We start from the raw sequence: 20,037 nt of genomic DNA on the forward strand, positions 1-20,037 counted from the left end.
CGTCGGCCACCACCAGCGCACGTCGGCATCCAGGCAGCACCGCTGACCTCGGCGCGGACCGGGGGAGCAGGGTGATTGCTCCGCCTGAAAAGCGGAAGGTCGGCAGTTCGACCCTGCCCCTGACCACCACCCTTGAACAGCCCAAACGCCCCGAGCCCATCACGGCCGGGGCTTTTTGTTTTGCGCTGACAGCAACAGTGACAGCAACGTCTTTTGAACCGCGCCGAGGTCGGTGAAGTCATTGGGCTGGACGACCCGCTCGGCGCTATCGGGCGTGAGACGAGGGCGGATCGAGAGGTAGCCGGTAGTCGGACGGGCTGTTGGGTCAACTCTCGGCGAGTCGTGCCTTCTTGACCTTGTTGCCGCAGGTGTTCATGGAACACCAACGGCGGTTGGCTCCGCGGCTGGTGTCAAGGAAGAGCCCCGCGCATCCGGGGCCTTCGCAGCTCTTGATGCGGTTGCGGTCGGGGCCCCCGATGATGTGGATGGCATCTGTGGCCAGGATCCCGAGGGCGTCACCGACAGGCGTCGTCTTGGTCAGGTGCCATCGTGCGAGATCGCCTTCGAGCGCGGCCTTCGCGTGCCCATCGGCCGCGACCGTGTTGAGAGTGCGGACATCCTTCGAATCGGGCTGTTCATCTGCGACGATCGCCGATCCGATGCGGTAGATCGCCTCGCGCAACTCGATTGCGTCCTTCAAATCGGTCGGCGACACGTCCGTCACTGCAAGCCCTGTCGCCTGCAGCCACATCTTCAGTCGTGCGGGGTCGGTCAGCCGCTCTCGCGGAGCCATGCCGGCGCGATCGCTGACAGTGGCGGTGAACCGGAAAGCCAGGACCTCGTTGTCCATGCGGAACACGCGACGTACGTCCTCGGTCATTCCAGCCTCCGGGGTGAGCAACAGCACATTTGAACCGTCTTAGCCGGTTCGACAATAGGGTATCCCCATGACATCGTGGAACTGTCTAAGGTGGTTCACAGAGAGGGTCCTCCCATGAGTGACATCGCGGTCGTCGGCCTGGGAGCGATGGGACGGCCCATCGCACGCAACCTCTTGAGAGCCGGGTACGACGTCGTGGTGTGGAACCGCTCCGACGGGCCCGCGGACGAGCTTGTCGCGGCCGGTGCCCGTCGAGCCGCCTCGGTCGCGGAGGCCATGCAATCGCCGGTGGTCTTCTCGGTCCTGGCCGATGACCGGGCCGTCGCCGAGACGTTCATCGACTCCGGTGTTCTCGCTCAGGCCCCGGGCGGGACCATCCACGTCAACCTCGCGACGGTGAGCGCCGGCCTGGCTCGCCGGGCCGGCGCAGCGCACGCTGAGCATGGTGTCGGGTATGTCGCGGCACCGGTCTTCGGCCGTGTTCCGGTCGCCGAAGCCGGAGCACTCAACATCCTCGCGGCGGGCGAGCAGGAGCTGATCGACCGCGTGCAGCCGCTCTTCGACGTGATCGGCTCGCGGACCTGGCGACTCGGCGACCGTCCGGAGCAGGTCAACATCGTGAAGATTCTCGGGAACTACCTGATCGCCTGCGCGATCCAGTCGCTGGGCGAGGCTGTCAGCCTCGCGGAAGGCGCCGGTGTCGACTCGGAGCAGTTCGTCGAACTGCTGACCTCGACGCTCTTCCCGGGAGTCGTCTACACCGGCTACGGGTCGATGATCGCCGAACGGCGCTACCAGCCGCCCGGATTCACCACGGTCCTGGGCCGCAAGGACGTCCACCTCGCGCTCGACGCAGCGGACGACCACGACATTCCGCTCCCGATCGGTGAACTCCTGCGGACTGTCTTCGATCAGGCCATCGCCGACGGTCGCGGGGCGGACGACTGGGCGGTCATCGCGGAACAGCAGCCGCGGCGAGCTTAGCCCGCGTGCCGGACGAGATTCCGGCGCCGGGTCAGGCGCCTGGCGCTTCGAGCACCTGCTTCAGCCGGGTGAGGTCGGCCTGCACGAGGCCCGCGTCGCGGGTGAAGTCCTCGTCGCTCACGCCCGGAAGGCGACGCAGGGTGAAGACCACCTCGCAGCCGTCGCCGTCCGGGATGACCCGCATCGGGTTGTGGACGACCTCTCCGGAGGGCAGCGTGACCTCATGGTCGAGGACGCCGTACGTGTTGCGCTCCACGAAGGCGAAGCCGACCCGTCCCGACGGGGTCTCCACGAACCACTGCCCATCGACGTTCTCCACCGCCTCGCCGAGCCCGGGAGCCCACGTGGGGAGGTTGGCCGGGTCCGACGCGTATTCGTAGACCTCGTCCGCCGGCCGGTTGATTCGCTCGCTGATGTGCCGTGATTCCGCAGCCATGCACCTCAGTATTCCGGCGATGGCTTTCGGGCAGGGCCGGCGTTGACGCGACTCACCAGGGAAGAGGGCCCTCGGCGTCGAAGTAGCCCCCGGTGGGGCCGTCCTGGCCCACCTGCGCCATGCGGACGATGATCTCGGCGCCCTCCTCGACGGTCTGCGTGCCCGTGTGCCCGTTCAGGTCCGTGTCGGTGTATCCGGGCTCCACCGCGTTGATCCGCATGTCCGGGAACGCCTTCGCGTACTGCACGGTGATCATGTTGACCGCGGCCTTCGACGCCGGGTAGGCGACTCCCGGATACGCGTACGCCGGTGAGCCGGGGGTCGCGGCGACGGAGAGCGAGGCCAGGCCGCTGCTGACGTTGACCACGACCGGCGCGGCGGACCGCTCCAGCAGGGGCAGGAACGCGTGGGTGACGCGCACCAGGCCGAAGACGTTCGTCTCGAACACGTGCCGCATCATGTCGGCGGTAGTTCGCGCGGCGCCGGTGACGGCGTTCGTCTCCGTGCGCTCCTCGATGCCGGCGTTGTTGACCAGCACGTCCAGCCCGCCGTCCGCCTCGACGGTCTTCGCGGCGGCGGCCACGGACGCCTCGTCGGTGACGTCGAGGAGGACCCAGCGCGCGCCCAGCCGTTCGGCGGCCCGGCGCCCGCGCTCGGCGTTCCGGCTGCCGATGTAGACGGTGTGACCCGCCGCGACGAGGCGGCGGGCGGTCTCGAAGCCGAGTCCCTTGTTCGCTCCGGTGATCAGTGTTGTCGTCATGGCTCCAGCGTCCGCCCGGGCCGTACGGCCTGCCAGTGACCCCCGCTTCCTGGGACTTCCGGTACCAGGCAGGACCGCGCCCGGCGGTGCAGACTTGGGTGCATGGCGACGACGGAGTTCGGCGGAGCGGTGCGCCGCTGGCGCGACCGCGCCTCACCCAAGGCCGCCGGGCTGCCCGGCGGCGGGCACCGGCGCGCGGCCGGGCTGCGCAGGGAGGAACTGGCCATGCTGGCCGGGATCTCCGTCGACTACGTCACGCGGCTCGAACAGGGCCGCGCGTCCAACCCGTCGGCGCAGGTCGTCGAGGCCCTGGCGAGGGCCCTGCGGCTGTCCGGCGCCGAGCGCGCGCACCTGTTCCGGCTGGCCGGGCTGGCGCCGCCCGGCCCTGAGACGGTGCCGGCGTACGTCACCCCCGGCGTGCAGCGGATGCTCGACCGGCTGGCCGGCACACCCGTCGCGGTCTACGACGCGGGCTGGACTCTGCTCATCGCGAACCCGCCGTACGCCGCGCTGATGGGGGATCCGTCCGGATGGCGCGGGGACGAGCGCAACGCGGTGTGGCGGCATTTCCTCGGCCCCGGAAGCCGGGCCCGGCACACCCCGGAGTCGCTGCGGGCGTTCGAGACGGCCCTGGTCTCCGACCTGCGCGCGACCTGCGACCGCTACCCGGCCGACCAGCGGTTGCGGCGGCTGGTCGCGGATCTGCACGCGCGCAGCGACCGATTCGCCGAGTTGTGGGACTCCGGCACCGTCGGGCAGCACCAGTCCGGACGCAAAACCATCGACCATCCGGACGTCGGCCCCGTGACCCTGGACTGCGACGTGCTCACGGTGGCGGGCAGCGACCTGCGCGTCATGGTCTACACCGCCGAGCCCGGAAGCGAGGACGCCGAGCGACTCGCGCTGCTCACCGTGCTCGGCACCCAGTCGCTCACCGGGTAGCCACCGGTACGCCGGAGGCGCGTCTTGTGACCGTTGCCTGCCGAGCCGTCCGCATCAGAACCAGAACCGCTGACGGTTCACCGCGCCGGTTCCGTGAAGTCGCCGACGTGGTCCCTGGCCCACTGCGCGAACGGCAACGCGGGCCGGCCGGTCAGCCGTGCCACGGTGTCGGTGACCGGCTCGGGATTGGCCACCATAGCGGCCTGACCGGTGATGATGGAGGCGACCATCTCCACGGGCAGGCCGGGAAACAGCTCAGCGGCGGCCTCGGCGGAGTCGATCTCCTCGAAGCGCAGCGCTCGGCCGAGCGCCGCGCCGATGGCGGCGAGTTGCTCGACCTGCGTCAGCTGTTCTGGGCCGGTCAGGTGATAGGCCATGCGGTGGTGCCCGTCCTCGGTCAGGGCGCGCAGCGCCACCGCGGCGAGGTCGGCCTCGTGCACCAGGGCGCGCCTGGCATCGGGGAGAAACCAGCGCAGCACGTCAGACCGGCGGATCTGCCACGCCCAGGCCAGTGTGTTGGCGGCGAACCCGCTCGACCGCAAGAACGTGTACTCGGCGGCCGAGGCGGCGATCAGGCCCTCCAGATGGGCATGGGAGCCGATGATGCCCCCGTCAGGCTCGGCACGATGGTCTGGTTCGTCCGGCACGCCGTGGGCGGAGAGATAGACGATCCGCCGGGCACGCGCGGTCAGCGTCGGCACCAGGTTGCGCGCCGCCCTGTCGGCCGCCACGGACGGGAAGACGAGGAAGACCGCGTCCACGCCGTCCAGGGCGGCACTCAGCGTGTCGGGGATGGCGAGGTCGCCGCCGACGACCTCGGCTTTCGGGCCGAGGGCCGCCGACGCGGCCGCCGGATCGCGGGACAACGCACGTATCCGCACGTCTCCCGCACCGGCCAGTTGGGCGACGACCTGTCCGCCCACCCGACCGGTCGCCCCGGTCACCAAAACCGTCTGCTCGCTCGTCATGTCGATCAGCTCCCGTTCCCGTCCTCCGGTGGCCCGCAGCCGCGGGACGTCCTGGACGCTAGGGGTTCACGTGCACTTGAAGGCAAGCTCCGCACTCGACACGATTGACGGATGAGTCTCGACTGGCACGTCACCGGACTGACCGTCGGCCAGGTCGCCGAGCACATGCGGATCGCCCCGTCGGCCGTGCGGTGGTACGCCGACCAGGGATTGCTCCCCCACGAGCGGAGGGCCGGCAACCAACGGCGCTTCTTCGCCGACGTGTTGTGCAGGGTCGCGATGATCCGCGCGGCGCAGAAGGTGGGGCTCAGCCTCGGTGAGATCCGTGCGGCCCTGGACGCGTTGCCGCCAGGGCAGCCGCCGACACGTCAGGACTGGGAACGACTGGCCGCCCACCTGCGCACCACGCTGACCGACCGCATCGACGAACTGTCCGCCCTGCTCGACGCGCTGACGGTCCGGCAGCCTGACGACGCCCCATCGCCTCAGCCGCTCGACCGTTCACCGTCACTGCGGCGAGCGGGAACACGCCTCGCCACCTGACCTGAGCCGCGGACGTACGGCACGGGTCAGGGCGGCGTCGCGGCGCACGCGATGATGCGGGCTCTGAGCTCGCCGAACGCCACGGGGGTGGGGACGATGGTCCGCAGCCGCGCCAGCGACACCCGCGTCTGGGCGCCCAACGTCGCGTCCAGGGTCGTGGTCGGCGTGACGTAGAACTCCCACTGGTCCAGGTCGAGCGGGTCGACCGTCGCTTTGTCGGTGTGGTGGAGGAGGCAGAAGACGTAGACGCGGCTCGGCCGGACGGGTACGGCCGCGACGCTGTCCGTACGGGCATCCCAGCCCCTGGCCGGGGCGACATCGAACCCGATGCGTGAGGGCCGCTGCTGGCTCCACGACTGCAGGTAGGCCGCCGACTTGACCTCGATGTCCAGCCCGCCGGGCAGCCGCAGGTCGACCGCGTCCCATTCCGTACGGACACCGTCGGCGGCGTCCATGGCCAACGCGACGATGTACTCGGCGAGGACACCACGCAGGCTGTTGCTCATCACGTCGGAGCACGCCCACGCCCAGAAGTCCTTCAGGGAGGCGCCGGCCGCCGCGCCGCCCCGCGTGAAAGGCTCGGCGCCCGACCTGCGGGGGACGGTCAGGGCGGCTAGCGGCACGCGGCCGGCGGTCGCCTCGGAGTCGAGCATCACGGATGTCCTTTCGATGACGAGGTGGGGGGGCCGCCGCATCGCCCAGCGCGCGTGCGGAACGGGACGCGGCGTATCCTTCGCCCGTGGGACTGCGGTTCGAGACGCGCCGGTCCGACTCGCCGTGGGTCGAGACCGTGTGGACGTGCACGAGCGAGCAGGTCACCGCGATGACGTCCGTCGCGGGGGTGTGGTGCGGCCTGGTGTTCTGGGAACAGGCCGGCCGGACGTACGCCGGCATCACCGGTCCCGAGACCCGGACAGGCACCGCCCCGGTCCCGGAGGACGCGACCTTCATGGGCATCGATCTCGCCGTGGGCGTCTCGTTGCGGGCCGTGCCTACGCCGGCGCTGGTCGACGGCGGCGTTCGGCTCCCCACCGGCACCGCACGCCGGACGTTCCTGCTGGACGGCGCGTGCTGGGAGATGCCAGGTCTGGACGACGCGGAGGCCCTGGTCGACGGTCTCGTCCGGGCCGGGGTGGTGGTCCGTGACCCGCTCGTCGCCGAGGTGCTGGGGGGCCACCGTCCGGCCGTCTCCGGGCGTACGGTCGAACGCCGGTTCCGCGCCGCGACCGGACTGACGCGGGGCGAAATCCAGCGGATCGAGAAGGCCCGCACGGCGGCGGGGTTGCTCGCCGCGGGCGACGCGGCCGCCGACGTCGTCGCCAAGCTCGGCTACTTCGACGAGCCGCACCTGGCCCGGGCGCTGCGCTCCTACGTCGGACGCACCGCGAGGCAACTGCGTGCGGGCTCGGGCGGCGCGATCGCCCTCGACCTGGGTCAACGCCTGACGTCGTAGACCAGCTTCAGGATCCCGTTCGAGTAGCTCTCCGACTCCCGCAGCGTCAGCATGTGCTTGTCCCGGTCGGCCCGGCCGAACAGGCTCTTCCCCGCGCCGAGCAGCACGGGGAAGACGAGCAGGTTGTACTGGTCGATCAGGCCCGCGTCGGACAGCCGCCGGGCGAGCTCCGCGCTCCCGTGGATGAAGATCGCGCCGCCCTCGCCCTCCTTGAGTGCCGCGACGTCCTCGGTCGAGCGCAGGATCGTCGTCGGCCCCCACCCGTCGACGAGGTCGTCGTCGGACAGCGTGGCCGACACCACGAACTTGGGCAGATCCTTGTAGTCGGCGTGGTCCTCCGAGCCGGGCCAGACCGGCGCGAACGCCTCGTAGCTGCGGCGGCCGAACATCAGCGCCGTCGTGTCGGCGAGTTCCTCGCCCTTCAGCGACCACGCCTCCGGGACGAAATCGAGGTCCTTGAACACCCATCCGCCGCTGCGGTGCTCTTCCCCCGGCCCGCCGCCGGGGGAGTCCACGACGCCGTCCAGCGACATGAAACCGGTGTAAACGAGATTACGCATCGTGCCGTCTCCTCACGTTCAGGCGAACTGCTGGGTCCACGTTAGAGGCATTCGCGGCGGCCGTCTTGGACGAAAACGACAACGGACACGACGGCGGGTCCAGAACGCGCACCTGTTTCGGAGTGCCGGCCTTCTGTGGCTGGGGCCCGCCCAACGGGGCAGGCGGCTCTGAAGCCGGAGGGAATGCCGGCTTTGCCGAGCCGCCCCATTGGCTGTCGCAGCGGTCTGCCGCGTATTGCCCGAATGGCGAAATGTCGCCGTATCGCCGGGAAACGTTGATCTATTTCACGGGACGTTAAGCGCGGGAACTCCTATCCTGGGGGGCTCACCCCCACTCGCGCCACCGCGCGTGCTCCCGGCTCGAACCCCAACTCTTAAGAGCCGCTTGCCCGCCCACGGCGCACTCGTCAGGAGCCGACGATGGACAACGAGATTCAGCTGATCAGTGACGGCGAAGGACTGGCGGTCATCGGGCATCCGACGGCTGTCGAACGTTTTTTGGTCTCCGAAGGGCTGCCGTCGAAGGATCTCGGTCTGCGGCGGCTTCGATTCGTTCTCAAGGCCGGGGGCGGGGTCGCACGGGCGGGTTCCGAGATCGCCGCCGACTCGGGTCGCTGGGTGAAGCTGACCAAGGAGTCCGCGCAGCTCGTCGAGAAGTACGGGTTGCGGGAAAGTTCGAAGTCGGGTCTCAAATCCGGTGTGCTGAAGGGAAAGAACGGCCAGATCAAGGGGTTCGTCGAATTCGCGAAGTCGCCTGGATCGATCGCGACCAACCCGGCGATTCTGGCCGGCGCCGCGGGCATCATGGCGCAGCTCGCGATGCAGCAGACCATGAAGGAAATCACCGACTATCTCGCCGCGATCGACGAGAAGGTCGACGACGTGCTCCGCGCCCAGAAGGACGCCGTGCTGGCGGACATGATCGGAGTGGACCTCGTGATCGAGGAGGCGATGCTCATCCGGGAGCGGGTGGGCCGGGTCTCCGATGTCACGTGGTCGAAGGTGCAGGCCACGTCGATGACGATCGCGCGAACCCAGGCGTACGCGTTGCGGCAGCTCGACGCGCTTGCCGAGAAGGCGGAGCGCGAGACGAGGATCGGTGATCTGGCCAAGATCTCCAGGGAGGCCGAGCTCAGGATCCAGGAATGGCTCGCGGTTCTCGCTCGCTGCTTCCAGCTTCAGGACGCGCTCGCCGTGCTCGAACTCGACCGGGTGCTGGACGAGTCTCCGGAGGAACTGGACCGGCATCGCCTCGCGCTTCGGGCCGCACGGCAGAACCGGCTGGAGCTCATCTCACGGAGCACCGAACGTCTGATGGCCCGCATGGAGGCGGCCGCCGTCCTGGCCAACACGAAGGTGCTGCTGCATCCGACCACGTCGCGGGCCGTGGTGCAGTCGAGCGACCAGGTCGCCGTCGCCGTCGTCGGCTTCCAGGGGCTGCTCGGGATCGAGCGCGATCGGCTGTCGCTGGAGGCGAGGCGATGGGTGGACGCCGCCGTGGAGGTACGGGACAAGGTGCTCGAAACAGGAGCAGAGGGCGTCGACGCCGCCATCCACCTCGGCAACGAGACCCTCGACCGGGCCAGATCGGTGACGGGCAAGCTCTCCAGCGGGCTCCCCAGCGGGCTCGCCGACCTGGCGTTCCGCCGGCGGGGCGACGACAAGGAACGCGACAGGCCGGCCGAGTGACCACCCGCTCGGCGGGGCCGCCGACATTCGGCATTCTCTTGACGATCGTCAAAACAGTGCCATAGCTTCGTGGGGTTCCGCGTTCACAGGACCAGCCCCCTCCCGGGAACGGAGCGCTTTTCGTGCCTCGACGCCGCCTCCTTCGCATTCCGACCGCCGTCGTCGGCTCTCTCGCCCTCGCCGCGGTCACCCTGACCGGAACCGCCGGGGCCGCGACGGACACCCGGGCCGCGACCGGCGTCACCGCCGCGGCCACCATCCCCTCGCACCTGTCCGGCACCCTCGCCGACGGCGCCACCTGGATCGCCGACGTGCCCGCCAACTGGAACGGCACGCTCCTGCTGTACAGCCACGGCTATGGTCCGCTCGTCGCGCAGAACGCGCCTTCCGACGAGGCCCGTACGGCCCTGCTCGCGGCGGGCTACGCGCTCGCCGGTTCCTCGTTCGACCCGCAGGGCTCGTGGTGGGCGCTGGAGAGCGCCGCACGCGACCAGTTCGCCACCCTCGACGCCTTCAGCAGTGCGGTTCGCCGGCCGTCCCGCACCCTGTCGGTCGGGCTGTCCATGGGCGGCCTGGTCAACGCCCAGATCGCCCGCGACGGAGCCGGCCGCGTCGACGGGGCGCTCGGGCTGTGCAGCCTCGTCGCGGGTGGCGTCGACCTGGACGACTACCAGTACGACGCCGAGTACACGATCGCCTCGCTGCTGTTGCCCGGCCAGGATGTGAAGCTCACCGGGTTCGCCGACGAAGCGGACGCGGGCGCCACGGCGCAGCGGCTGACCGACGCGGTGATCGCCGCGCAGGCCACCCCGCAGGGACGGGCCAGGATCGCGCTCGCCGCCGCCTACCTCAACCAGACCGACTGGGCTCCCGGCCAGAGTCAGCCGGCGCCCCACGATTACGAGGGGCAGGAGGCCCAGCAGTACGCCTGGCTCGCCCAGGGGGTGCTCGGGTTCATCGAGCATGGCCGCTGGTCCATCGAGCGGTCCGCAGGGGGCAACACCTCCTGGAACGCCGGGCTCGACTACGCGGCGCTGCTGCGCGACTCCAAGCACGCCGCCCAGGTGCGGGCCCTGTATCGCAAGGCCGGACTCGACCTGCGCGCCGACCTGGACACGCTGACCCGCGGCGCCACCCTGCAGGCCGACCCGGAGGCGCGGCGCAGGCTGGAGGCGTCCTCCACCGCCGGTCAGGGCCTCGCGGTGCCGCTGCTCAACCTGCACACGATCGCCGACGAACTCGTCCCGGTGGAGCAGGAGGCGAAGTTCGCAGAACGGATCAGGGCGGCCGGTGACGAGCGGCTGCTCCGGCAGGCGTACGTCGCCCGCCAGGGTCACTGCAACTTCACCACGGCGGAGATCGTCGCGGGCGTGCGGGCGATCGACAAGCGGGTCACGACCGGCCACTGGGGCGACGTCGCAGAGCCCGCGGCCCTGCAGCGCTCCGCTCTGTCGCTGAACCTCGGCGGGGCCGCCTTCGTCCGCTACCGGCCCGACCGTCTCGTCGTCGGCCGGCAGTCCTCCCCGCACGGTCCGAAGACCCCGCCGGGTCCGGCCGGACCCAGGTGATCCCCTTCCCCGCGCCTATCCGGGGGGCGCGGGGAAGCGGAGGGTCTCCCGCGCGGGGGACCCTGTGCCCGGCCCGGACGCGTCGGCTGCCGGGGGAGATCCGCACCGGCTCGCGGGAGATCCTTGCCGTGTAAGGATGACTCATGAGCAAGATGACCGGACAGCAGATCGCGGACGAAGGGCTGGACGGGTGGGCCTACCTGCTCGGTGGCCTGCAGACCCGCATCCACACGAAGAACTTCGCGACAGGGCTCTCTGTCGTCAACGCCATCGGCGCGGCGGCCGAGGAGATGGACCACCATCCCGACCTCGACCTGCGTTACACCCATGTGGACGTCCGGTTGACCAGCCACGACGCGCACGCGGTCACAGAACGCGACATCCGGTTGGCCCGCGTCGTCTCCTCCATCGCGGCCGACGCCGGAGTGCGGTTGGAGGCGTCGAGCGTGTCCCGGCTCGAACTCGCCCTCGACACCCCGGCCAGAGAGTCGGTCATGCCGTTCTGGGCCGCGGTGCTGGCGATGGATCCGTCCGGCCCTGACGCCGGAGACGAGATCCGCGACTCGGCCGGCGTCCTGCCGACCGTGTGGTTCCAGACGTCAGGCGGCGAGGAGCCCCGCCAGCGCTGGCATCTCGACGTGTGGGTGGACCCCGCGCAGGTCCGGTCCCGGATCGACGCGGCGCTCGCCGGCGGCGGCACGCTGGTCAGCGACGAGGAGGCGCCGAGTTTCTGGGTGCTCGCCGACGCCGAGGGCAACCGGGTCTGCCTGTGCACGTGGCAGACCCCCGGTCGAACGACCACTGAACGACCACTGAACGACCACTGAACGACCACTGAACGACCACTGAACGACCGCTGGCCGGTCGTCGCGGCGCTGTCGCCCGTGAACGGCGGACGCCCCGGGCGGCCACGCCGCGGGGCGCCCTGAAACCCTCGGACCCGGTCGAGACCCGCCGCAGAACCGAATCCGGTGATCCGCCATCTAACGGACCATGACAGCAGACGCGCTGCGCCCGGGGGATCCGGCGAGGCTGGGTCGCTACCGGCTGGCCGGCAGGCTCGGCGCGGGCGGCCAGGGCGTCGTCTACGAGGGCTACGACGAGGTGGCCAACCGCGTGGCGGTCAAGGTCCTGCACGCCTACCTGCCCGGCGACTCTCTCCTGCGCCGCCGCTTCACCCGGGAGGTCGCCGCGGCGCGGCAGGTGGCGTCGTTCTGCACGGCCCGCATCCTGGACCACGACCTCGAAGGCGAGCGCCCCTACATCGTCACCGAGTTCGTCCCCGGTCCTAGCCTGCGGGCGGCGGTGCGGGAGGAGGCCCCGCTCTCGGGCGACTCGTTGCACCGGCTGGCGGTGGGCATCGCCACCGCGCTGGCCGCCATCCACCAGGCGGGGGTGGTTCATCGTGATCTCAAGCCGGAGAACGTCCTGCTGGGGCCCGGCGGGCCACGAGTCATCGACTTCGGCATCGCCAGGGCCGCGGGCCTGTCGTTGACCTCGCTGGGGGAGCTGGCCGGCACCCCGATGTACATGGCGCCGGAGCTGTTCTCCGGAGGACGCGCGGAGCCGGCGGCCGACGTGTTCGCCTGGGGCGCGGTGGTCCTGTTCGCCGCGACGGGACGCGACGTGTTCCTCGCCCCGACGACGTTCGCGGTCATCAACCGGCTGCTCAACCACGACCCCGACGTCGACGTCCTGCCCGGGAGGCTGCGGGAACTGGTGCGCGCCGCGCTGGCGAAGGACCCGTCCGCGCGTCCGTCCGCGCAGGCTCTGCTGCTGGCCCTGCTCGCCGGAAGCGGCGACGAGGCCGGTGACGAAGTCGGCGGCTGTGGTGAAGGCGGCGGTGGTGAAGCGGACGGCGGTGGACGCGCGGCGCTGGCCGAGGGCGCCCAGGCCGCCGCCGTCGTGCGGCCACCGGGTGGGCTGGCCGACGAGCCGACGCTCGGCGCGGTGGCCGAGCAGTGCTACGCCGGGCTGTCGCCGTCCGAGCGCCAGGTGGCACGCGACCTGCTGCTGCGCCTGGTGGACGTCCGTGACCGCGACGAGGCGCCGCGCGTCGCCGCCCTGGACGAACTGGTCGAGGTGCGGCACGCCGAGCGGGTGCTCGCGGCACTCGAAGAGGCCATGGTGGTCCGCCGCGAGGGGGACACGGTCGTCATCGGGAACGCCGCCCTGCTGTACGCCTGGCCCAGGCTGCACGCATGGGTGACCGGCGACCGCGAGGCGCTCGGCCGTCATCGCGAGCTGGGCGAGGCCGCCCGGCGGTGGGCGCGGAACGGCCGGCGTACGGAAGACCTCCTTCGCGGCACCGCGCTGCGCCAGGCGCTGGAGTGGACGGCCACCACGCGTCTGACGCTGAACACCACCGAGCGGACGTTCGTCGAGGTGAGCAGGGCCGCGTCGGTGCGGCAGACCAGGCGGCGCCATTTGGTCACCACCGGCCTGACGGTGCTGCTCGTCGCCTCGCTCACCGCCGGCGGCCTGGCCTGGCAGCAGTCGGTCAGGAGCGACGAGACCGGCAGGAGCCTGGCCGACGAGCGGGCAAGAGCCACGGCCCGGCGGGTGGCCCTGCAGGCGGACGCGCTGCGCGGGACGGACCCGGCGAAGGCGATGCTGCTCAGCGTGGCCGCCTACCGCGTCGCGCCGGTCCCCGAGGCCGGATCCGCCGTGCTGAGCTCGCTCGCCCAGCAGGAGCAGTCGGTCTTCGTGGATCCCGCCCCGGCCAACGAGGGTCGGGCGCTGAGCCCCGACGGCCGGACGCTGGTCAGCGTCGGCGCCGGCCGGGTGACCGCCTACGACGTGGTGACCGGACGGCCCGTCAGGACCTTCGGCGGGATCGGCGAGGCGCCCGTCACCGCCGCGATCGGCCCGGACGGTGACACGCTGGCACTCGCGCGAGGCAAGACGATGGAGCTGTGGAGCCTGCGGACCGGCGAGCGGCTGGGCGTCGGCCGGTGGGGGCCGGAGGAGATGAGGGGTGACAACGGCCGCCCTGACAGCGTGGAGTTCAGCCCCGGCGGGGGCTACATCGTCGTACGGGACAATCTCGGCGGGCCGTACACGGCGCTGTGGAACGTGGCTCGGCGGGCGCTGGAGAACCAGGGCGGGCCGGGCGACGCGCGGCTCGGGCCTGGCGACCGCCTCGGGGTCGTCAACGGTGTGCTGCGGAGGTTTCCCGGCGGGGGAACACCGGCGGGCAAGAGGCTTCCCCGCGACCTGCAGGGGCCGGTCCACGCCTTCAGCCCCGACGGCGAACTCGCCGTCGTGCAGGACACCGCAACCAGGCTGTGGAACCTGTCCACCGGCACGTGGGACCCGCGGGTGCTCCCCGGGCTCTCCTCTGACGCGGTCTTCAGCCCCGACGGCCGTTTTCTGATCACCTTCGTGAACGAGGCGGGCGGACGCCTCACGCTGTGGCGGCTGGAGGACGCGGCCCCGATCCTCCGGCTCACCGTCGCCTCCAGGATCATCGGATCCCCGCGGCTCGACTCCGCGGGCCGCACGCTGAGAATCCTGGACGACGCGGGCCGGGTGACCACCTACGACGTCAGCCGGCTGACCGGACCCCGGCGCGTCCTGCCTCCCGATGCTCTGCACCCGAGGTTCACCGCCTCGGGAGACGCGCTGTTCGCCCTGACGGGCGACACCGTGCGCGGATGGTCGGTGCCCGGCTTCACGGAGAGCGGGCGGCTCGGCGAACGCTTCGCACTCCGTGGACGGGACAGGGAGGCACTGATCATGCGGGTCAGCCCCGACGGGCGGACCGTGGTCACCCTCTCCCCGTCCGACCTCAAGGGCCCCGCAATCTGGGACGCGGAGTCCGGGCGAAAGCTGGGCGAGGTGCCCTTCACCCCGGAGCCCGAAAGGGCGGACATGCAGATCAGCCCGGACGGACGCCTGCTCGCCATCAGTCACGCACTGCCCAGCGACTACTACGGCCAGGGCAGCGTCGTCATCGCCGACCTCGCGCGGCGTCGGCAGGTGATGCGGTTCGGCTCCGTCGCGGGAGGCCGGCTGTCCTTCAGTGCCGACAGCAGGTTCCTCGTGACCGCCGACCCGGGAGGCGCCGACGTCATCGACCTCGTCGCCCGCAGGGTCCTTCCCCCTGACGAAGGCCCAGGGACGCTGGCCGAGAGATGGATGACGCTCGCGCCGAAGGGCTCGCTGGGCGCCTCACCGTACGGCAGCAGAGCGGTGGTCCTGTGGGACACCCGCACCTGGCGTACGACGGGCCGGGTGTTCCGGGTGCCGGGAGACGTGGAGGGGGCCGAATTCTCCCCCGACGGGCGGATCCTGGCCGTCGCACACGACACCAGGGTGACGCTGTTCGACGTAACCGCGGGCCGCCAACTCGGCTCCGGCTGGACGGTGACCACCGGCGCGTTCGATCCGGACGCGGCGGCCGAATTCATGCCCGCTCTCGCCTTCACGGCCGACGGCTCGCTCCTCCGCGTGGTAGGACACGACGGCGCGTTCCAGGAACTGCCGGTCGACCCCGCGAAGGCCGTCCCTTCCGTGTGCGAACGGGCGGGACGCCCGCTCACACCGGAGGAGTGGCGCGAGCACGTGGGGACAGACCCGGGCTACCAGCAGGTCTGTCCCGCTTAGGCGGGCGTGGGCACTCCCGACGCCGATCCGCGCGAGGGTGAACCAAGGCGGGCGTGCTTACGTGGTGTGGGGCATGAGACTACGGATGATCCTGCTCGTGGCGGTGATGGCGTTGACCGCGGCCTGTGGAGGAGCGGAGCCGGACACGTCGGCGGCCGCGGCGGACGACGGGCCGCCGAAGCCGGTCGCCCTGTGGGGCGCCGAAGGCGGGTTCGTGACCGCGACGATGAACGTGCTGCGTCCGCCGAGGGTGGTGCTGTACGACGACGGCCTGGTGGTCGTCGACGCGAGCAGGCAGTTGACGCTCACCGATGCCGAGGCGGGCGAGGTGGTCGCGCGGATGGAGACGGACCTGACCGGGCAGCCGCCGACGGCGGAGCCGAAGCCGGGTGCTCCCTCGGTGTCGGACGTGCCGGACACCGTCCTCGGCGTGCGGGGGAAGGACGGGAAGATGCTGGAGGTCAGGGTCCCCGCCCTGGAACAGCTCGCGGACTTCTACCCGAAAGGGCTGGTGGACGCGAAGAAGCTGATGGAAGGCCTGGCGACCAGGGCCGCCGAGGAGGGCGCCGCTTATGTCGCCGGTCGCGTCCGGATCGTCGCCGAAGGGGCCCCGTCGGCGGAGGGCACGCCGTCGCCCTGGCCCGTGGGCGTTCCGGAGCCTCCCGGCGCGGTGGACCCGGTCTGGCAGGAGGACGTCGAGGGGGCGGCGGTGGATGCGATCACCAAGGCGGTTCCCGCCGGGCAGGAGTATGGCCGGTCGCTCTTCACGACCGGTTCTGGGACCGTCGTGGTGCTGTCCTGGCGCTACCTGCTGCCCCACGAGTAGTCATGGGACGTGGGTGGCGTAATGGATTAGTCACCCTACGTATATGGTCGCGTACGGTGACCTCTCGGCAGCATGGAGTCTCCCCGAGAGAACGGAGACGCATGTGGCCAGTGAGTTCCAGCGGAGAAAGGTCAGCGGAGTCTTCCGGGCGATGGACGTGGACGGCGACGGCCGGCTGACCGAGGCGGACTTCCAGGCGCTCGCCCACCGTTGGACGGCCGTCGCGGGACCCGCCGATCCGGAGCTGCTCGCCTCCGTCATGACCGGGTGGTGGCCGGTGCTCAGGGCCGCCTCCGACCGGAACGGCGACGGCGCGGTCACGCTCGACGAGGTGCTCGTCGTCGTGGACGCCCTCGACGAGCGGGCGGACGCCGTCTCCGCCACCGCCGACGTGATGTTCGAGGCCGTCGACCTCGACGGAGACGGCCTGATCTCGCGTTCGGAGTACGGCGCGCTCATCGAGACGTGGAACGGCACGCCGACGGCGACCGACGAGATCTTCCCCCGCCTGGACCTGGACGGCGACGGCCACCTCACCCGCGACGAGTTCCGCACCCACTGGACGGAGTTCTGGGCGGGCGACAACCCGAACGCTCCCGGCAGCTACGTCTTCGGCGCACTGGTGGAGTAGCCGGGGCCGGCTCCGCGAGTTCACTCTCTCCTGCTCCATGCGCGCGGCTGTCCGCGACGTCGCTGGTCGGCGGCTCGCGCGTGTCACAGATGGGGGGTCTGTCCTGTCTTGTCGGCAGACCGGAACTCTCTGTTGACCAGGAGGTGTGCTGTGGATGCCGTAAGAGTGCCCGATTTGACCGGCAAGGTGGCCGTGGTGACGGGCGGTAGCGACGGTCTTGGTCTCGGCTTGGCCACGCGTCTGGCCCGAGCCGGGGCCGAGGTCGTGCTGCCGGTCCGCAATCCCGCCAAGGGAGACGCCGCCGTCAAGCAAATCCAGTCGGCGGTGCCGGGGGCCGCCGTCTCCACTCGCGAGCTCGACCTGGCGTCGCTGAAGTCGATCGAGGCGCTCGCCGCCACCCTTCGGCGCGAGGCCCGCCCGATCGACATCCTCGTCAACAACGCGGGGGTGATGGCCCCCGCCACCCGGCAGACCACCGCGGACGGCCTGGAGTTGCAGTTCGGCACCAACCACATCGGCCACATGGCGCTGGTGGCACGACTCCTGCCGCTGCTGCGCCTGCGAGGGGCACGGGTCACCACGATGTCCAGCAGCGCCGCCCGCTCCGCCGCCATCGACTGGGCCGACCCGCAGAGCGAACGGAAATACTCGCCGGTCCGCGCGTACGGACAGTCGAAGCTGGCCAACCTTCTCTTCGGGCTCGAACTCGATCGGCGTAGCACGGCCGGCGGGTGGGGCGTCGTCAGCAACGTCGCCCATCCCGGCACGACCCTGACCAATCTCTACGCGTCCGGCCCGAACCTGGGCCGCACGCGCCCCGCACCGTACGAAAAGATCATGAAAGGGCTCCTCCGGCTGGGCCTGTTCGTGCAGACGGTCGACGCGGGGCTGCGGCCGGCCCTGTACGCGGCCACCAGTCCGCAGGCGCGGGGCGGCCGTTTTTACGGCCCCGACGGCTTCGGCCAGTTCACCGGTGGGCCGACGGAGCTGTCCCTCTACAAGTCGGTCCAGGTCGAGCGGGACGCGGCCCGGCTGTGGACCGTCTCCGAGCGGCTGGCCCGGGTCGAGTTCCCCGTCTGAGAAGAGGACGGGCCGGCTCAGGACAACGCGGCGATCTTGGCGGGGTTCATCAGCCACAGCACCTGGTCGATGCCCTCGCCGGAGGCGTTGACGGTGAGGACCGTGAACGGTTCGCCGTCGCGGCTCAGCAGCGCGGCCGCCTGCCCGTTCACGTCGGCCCACTCCACCTCGACCCCGGCCCAGAACCGGTCCGCGAACGCCCTGACGTACTTCGCGACCCGGAACGCGCCGACCACGGGGATGCGCGAGGCCCGGACCGCGCCGCCGCCGTCGGAGTAACTGACGACGTCCGCCGCGAGCAGTTCTTCCAGCGCGGCGAGGTCGCCCGAGCGGGCGGCGACGACGAAGGCGGTGAGCAGCCTGCGCTGTTCCGCTCGGCTCACGGGTGCCCGGCGCCCGGAGGCGATGTGCTTGCGCGCCCTGCTGACGAGTTGCCGCACCGCGACCTCGCTCGTCTCGATGATCTCGGCGATCTGCCGATAGGGATAGTCGAACGCCTCACGCAGCACGTAGGCCGCGCGTTCCGTGGGCGTGAGCCTCTCCAGCAGGAGCAGGACCGCGAAGCCGAGGGCTTCGCCTCGCTCGGCGCCGAGGTGCGGGTCGTCGCCGGTGGCTACGGGTTCGGGGAGCCACGGGCCGATGTACGTCTCGCGCCGGACCCGGGCGGACTGCAGGGCGTTGATGGCGAGGCGCGTGGTCACCGTCGCGAGGAACGCCGCCGGGTCGGTCACGGTGTCGCGGTCGTACGCCTGCCAGCGCAGCCAGACGTCCTGCAGCAGGTCTTCCGCCTCGGTGGAACTGCTCAGGATCCGGTACGCGATGCCGAACAGGCGTGGCCGCACGCTCTCGAAGGTGGCCGCCGCCTGGTCGAGGTCTTCGGTCCCGCTACGACGGCTCCCCGCACCGATATCCCCCATGGTGATGGCCCCGTTCCGTCGGCCGATGGACCTCTACAGGTTTTCACCTGCCCGTCCGGGGCTTCGAAGGGGGGATCGCCGGTCAGAGGCCGCGCCTCCCGCCGTACGCCGTCAGGAGACGACGGCGGAACGCCGCGGGATCCGGCCAGGACGGCTGCCGGGCCCGCGCCGGCGCCGGGCGGCGACGGCCGCGACGGCGAGCAGGCAGACGGCGAGCAGGCAGACGACGAGCAGGACGAGCAGCAGCGCCCACGGCGGGGCCCACGCGTCCGTGGCGCTCTCCACGGCGGCGAGCGGGGCGACGGAACCGGCCGCGTCGGTGAGCAGCGGGACGAGGGTGACCGTCCCCGTCAGTCTCAGCGCGGGAGTCACCCCGTGGACCGGCACGGAGACCCGCCAGGCCTCGCCAGGGAGCAACTGCGGCGAATCGGCGACCCCCTCCGCGCGGACGCCCCAGCGGCCGAACGGCCCGGCCACGGACACCGCCTGCCGGGCGGAGACGATGCGGTTGCCGGTGTTGCGGATCGTGTACGTGACGGTGGCGTCGCCCTTCCCCAGCGGGCTGGGCGTGCCCGAATAGCCGACGCGGAGGTCCTCCACCGACAGGCTCGGCCTCAGCGGGCCGCCCACGCGCAGCCGCAGGCGGATGCCGAGACGGGGCCCGTCCGCCGCTCCCGCCGAGGCCGGTGCGGTGACGATGCCGCCCATGTGCTCGCCGGGCGCGGCGTCGTCAGGAAGGGTGACCGCGAACGGCACCTCGGCCGACTCGCCGGGCGGGACGGTCACGTCGGGCCGGTCCACCCGCACCCACGTGCCCACCCCGGCCTGCTTCGCGTCCCTGCCGCGCAGGTCGAGCCGGCCCTGGGCCGTGGTGAACCCGTCCGCGGCGTACACGAGGAGGTGGAGCGGGGTCGTGCCGTGGTTGGTGATCACGAGACCGTCCTGGATCCGCCCGCCCGGGTCCAGGGTGTAGCTGTAGTTCGGCCGGCCGGACCCGAAGTCGTTGGAGGCGGTGGTGACCGTCCAGGAGGTTTCGCCGTCCGCCGCCGCGGCAGGGGCCGCCCCCAGGGAGAGGAGGCCGAGCGCGGCGAGCAGCGCCGCGACGACGGCGCGGGTCAGGGAGCCTGCTGCGGCTGTCGTACGGGGTCTCGGCGGGCGCATCTGCATGATCCTCGGGTGGTTTCGGGGGAGT

19 protein-coding genes and 1 tRNA gene are annotated in these 20,037 nt (G+C 71.3%); 12 read left to right on the forward strand and 8 right to left on the reverse strand.

Going from position 1 to position 20,037, the window contains the following annotated elements; genetic code table 11:
• Positions 1-63 precede the first annotated feature (63 nt).
• Positions 64-129, forward strand: a tRNA-Phe gene (locus HHX31_RS30030).
• A 196-nt stretch (positions 130-325) separates the two neighbouring features.
• Here HHX31_RS30030 and HHX31_RS30035 read toward each other — a convergent pair.
• On the reverse strand, positions 326-880 hold the full coding sequence (locus tag HHX31_RS30035; protein ID WP_169952535.1) for an ABATE domain-containing protein: 555 nt from the start codon (positions 878-880) through the stop codon (positions 326-328).
• Positions 881-994: 114 nt separating this feature from the next.
• Between HHX31_RS30035 and HHX31_RS30040 the strand changes: the two genes are divergently transcribed.
• On the forward strand, positions 995-1,864 hold the full coding sequence (locus HHX31_RS30040; protein ID WP_169952537.1) for an NAD(P)-dependent oxidoreductase: 870 nt from the start codon (positions 995-997) through the stop codon (positions 1,862-1,864).
• A gap of 31 nt (positions 1,865-1,895) precedes the next feature.
• Here the strand turns inward: HHX31_RS30040 and HHX31_RS30045 are convergent, their stop codons facing one another.
• Positions 1,896-2,300: an SRPBCC family protein gene (locus HHX31_RS30045; RefSeq protein ID WP_169952539.1), complete on the reverse strand. Its 405-nt coding sequence runs from the start codon at positions 2,298-2,300 to the stop codon at positions 1,896-1,898.
• Between the two features lie 52 nt (positions 2,301-2,352).
• Positions 2,353-3,060: an SDR family NAD(P)-dependent oxidoreductase gene (locus tag HHX31_RS30050; protein WP_169952541.1), complete on the reverse strand. Its 708-nt coding sequence runs from the start codon at positions 3,058-3,060 to the stop codon at positions 2,353-2,355.
• 102 nt (positions 3,061-3,162) lie between these two features.
• Here HHX31_RS30050 and HHX31_RS30055 point away from each other — a divergent pair, with 102 nt between their 5' ends.
• Positions 3,163-4,002: a helix-turn-helix transcriptional regulator gene (locus tag HHX31_RS30055; RefSeq protein ID WP_169952543.1), complete on the forward strand. Its 840-nt coding sequence runs from the start codon at positions 3,163-3,165 to the stop codon at positions 4,000-4,002.
• A gap of 77 nt (positions 4,003-4,079) precedes the next feature.
• Here HHX31_RS30055 and HHX31_RS30060 read toward each other — a convergent pair whose 3' ends face one another.
• Positions 4,080-4,970 carry an SDR family oxidoreductase gene (locus HHX31_RS30060; RefSeq protein WP_169952545.1) on the reverse strand — a complete coding sequence of 297 codons (891 nt, stop codon included), beginning with the start codon at positions 4,968-4,970 and terminating at the stop codon, positions 4,080-4,082.
• Between the two features lie 111 nt (positions 4,971-5,081).
• Between HHX31_RS30060 and HHX31_RS30065 the strand changes: the two genes are divergently transcribed.
• Positions 5,082-5,513: a MerR family DNA-binding protein gene (locus HHX31_RS30065; RefSeq protein ID WP_169952547.1), complete on the forward strand. Its 432-nt coding sequence runs from the start codon at positions 5,082-5,084 to the stop codon at positions 5,511-5,513.
• Positions 5,514-5,539: 26 nt separating this feature from the next.
• On the opposite strand, the gene HHX31_RS30070 is transcribed toward HHX31_RS30065, so the two are convergent.
• The gene (locus tag HHX31_RS30070; protein WP_169952549.1) at positions 5,540-6,166 is read right to left on the reverse strand and encodes a hypothetical protein; all 627 of its coding nucleotides are present in this window, start codon (positions 6,164-6,166) and stop codon (positions 5,540-5,542) included.
• Positions 6,167-6,252: 86 nt separating this feature from the next.
• Between HHX31_RS30070 and HHX31_RS30075 the strand changes: the two genes are divergently transcribed.
• Positions 6,253-6,966: a helix-turn-helix domain-containing protein gene (locus HHX31_RS30075; protein ID WP_169952551.1), complete on the forward strand. Its 714-nt coding sequence runs from the start codon at positions 6,253-6,255 to the stop codon at positions 6,964-6,966.
• Here HHX31_RS30075 and HHX31_RS30080 read toward each other — a convergent pair.
• On the reverse strand, positions 6,948-7,526 hold the full coding sequence (locus HHX31_RS30080) for a dihydrofolate reductase family protein (RefSeq protein WP_169952553.1): 579 nt from the start codon (positions 7,524-7,526) through the stop codon (positions 6,948-6,950). The genes HHX31_RS30075 and HHX31_RS30080 overlap by 19 nt on opposite strands.
• Before the next feature lie 420 nt (positions 7,527-7,946).
• On the opposite strand from HHX31_RS30080, the gene HHX31_RS30085 reads away from it, so the two are divergent.
• The 7 genes from HHX31_RS30085 to HHX31_RS30115 all read left to right on the forward strand — a co-directional run bounded on the left by HHX31_RS30085 (position 7,947) and on the right by HHX31_RS30115 (position 17,928).
• A complete protein-coding gene (locus tag HHX31_RS30085; protein WP_169952555.1) occupies positions 7,947-9,215 on the forward strand; it encodes a hypothetical protein in 1,269 nt (422 codons plus the stop codon).
• 122 nt (positions 9,216-9,337) lie between these two features.
• Positions 9,338-10,783 (forward strand): alpha/beta hydrolase, encoded by a 1,446-nt coding sequence (locus HHX31_RS30090; protein ID WP_169952557.1) that lies wholly within the window; start codon positions 9,338-9,340, stop codon positions 10,781-10,783.
• Positions 10,784-10,926: 143 nt separating this feature from the next.
• Positions 10,927-11,610, forward strand: a complete 684-nt coding sequence (locus tag HHX31_RS30095) for a 4a-hydroxytetrahydrobiopterin dehydratase (RefSeq protein ID WP_169952559.1) — start codon at positions 10,927-10,929, stop codon at positions 11,608-11,610.
• A 166-nt stretch (positions 11,611-11,776) separates the two neighbouring features.
• The gene (locus HHX31_RS30100) at positions 11,777-15,391 is read left to right on the forward strand and encodes a WD40 repeat domain-containing serine/threonine protein kinase (RefSeq protein WP_169952561.1); all 3,615 of its coding nucleotides are present in this window, start codon (positions 11,777-11,779) and stop codon (positions 15,389-15,391) included.
• Between the two features lie 73 nt (positions 15,392-15,464).
• Positions 15,465-16,217, forward strand: coding sequence for a hypothetical protein (locus HHX31_RS30105; RefSeq protein WP_169952562.1), 753 nt, complete (start codon positions 15,465-15,467; stop codon positions 16,215-16,217).
• A 103-nt stretch (positions 16,218-16,320) separates the two neighbouring features.
• Positions 16,321-16,848: an EF-hand domain-containing protein gene (locus HHX31_RS30110; protein ID WP_169952564.1), complete on the forward strand. Its 528-nt coding sequence runs from the start codon at positions 16,321-16,323 to the stop codon at positions 16,846-16,848.
• Positions 16,849-16,998: 150 nt separating this feature from the next.
• Positions 16,999-17,928, forward strand: a complete 930-nt coding sequence (locus HHX31_RS30115) for an SDR family oxidoreductase (RefSeq protein WP_169952566.1) — start codon at positions 16,999-17,001, stop codon at positions 17,926-17,928.
• 17 nt (positions 17,929-17,945) lie between these two features.
• Here the strand turns inward: HHX31_RS30115 and HHX31_RS30120 are convergent, their stop codons facing one another.
• Both HHX31_RS30120 and HHX31_RS30125 read right to left on the reverse strand, forming a co-directional pair.
• The gene (locus HHX31_RS30120) at positions 17,946-18,845 is read right to left on the reverse strand and encodes an RNA polymerase sigma-70 factor (RefSeq protein ID WP_169952568.1); all 900 of its coding nucleotides are present in this window, start codon (positions 18,843-18,845) and stop codon (positions 17,946-17,948) included.
• Between the two features lie 111 nt (positions 18,846-18,956).
• The gene (locus tag HHX31_RS30125; protein WP_169952570.1) at positions 18,957-20,006 is read right to left on the reverse strand and encodes a WxL protein peptidoglycan domain-containing protein; all 1,050 of its coding nucleotides are present in this window, start codon (positions 20,004-20,006) and stop codon (positions 18,957-18,959) included.
• Between the last annotated feature and the right edge of the window lie 31 nt (positions 20,007-20,037).

This window comes from Microbispora sp. H11081 (assembly GCF_012999535.1).
Lineage (GTDB): Bacteria > Actinomycetota > Actinomycetes > Streptosporangiales > Streptosporangiaceae > Microbispora.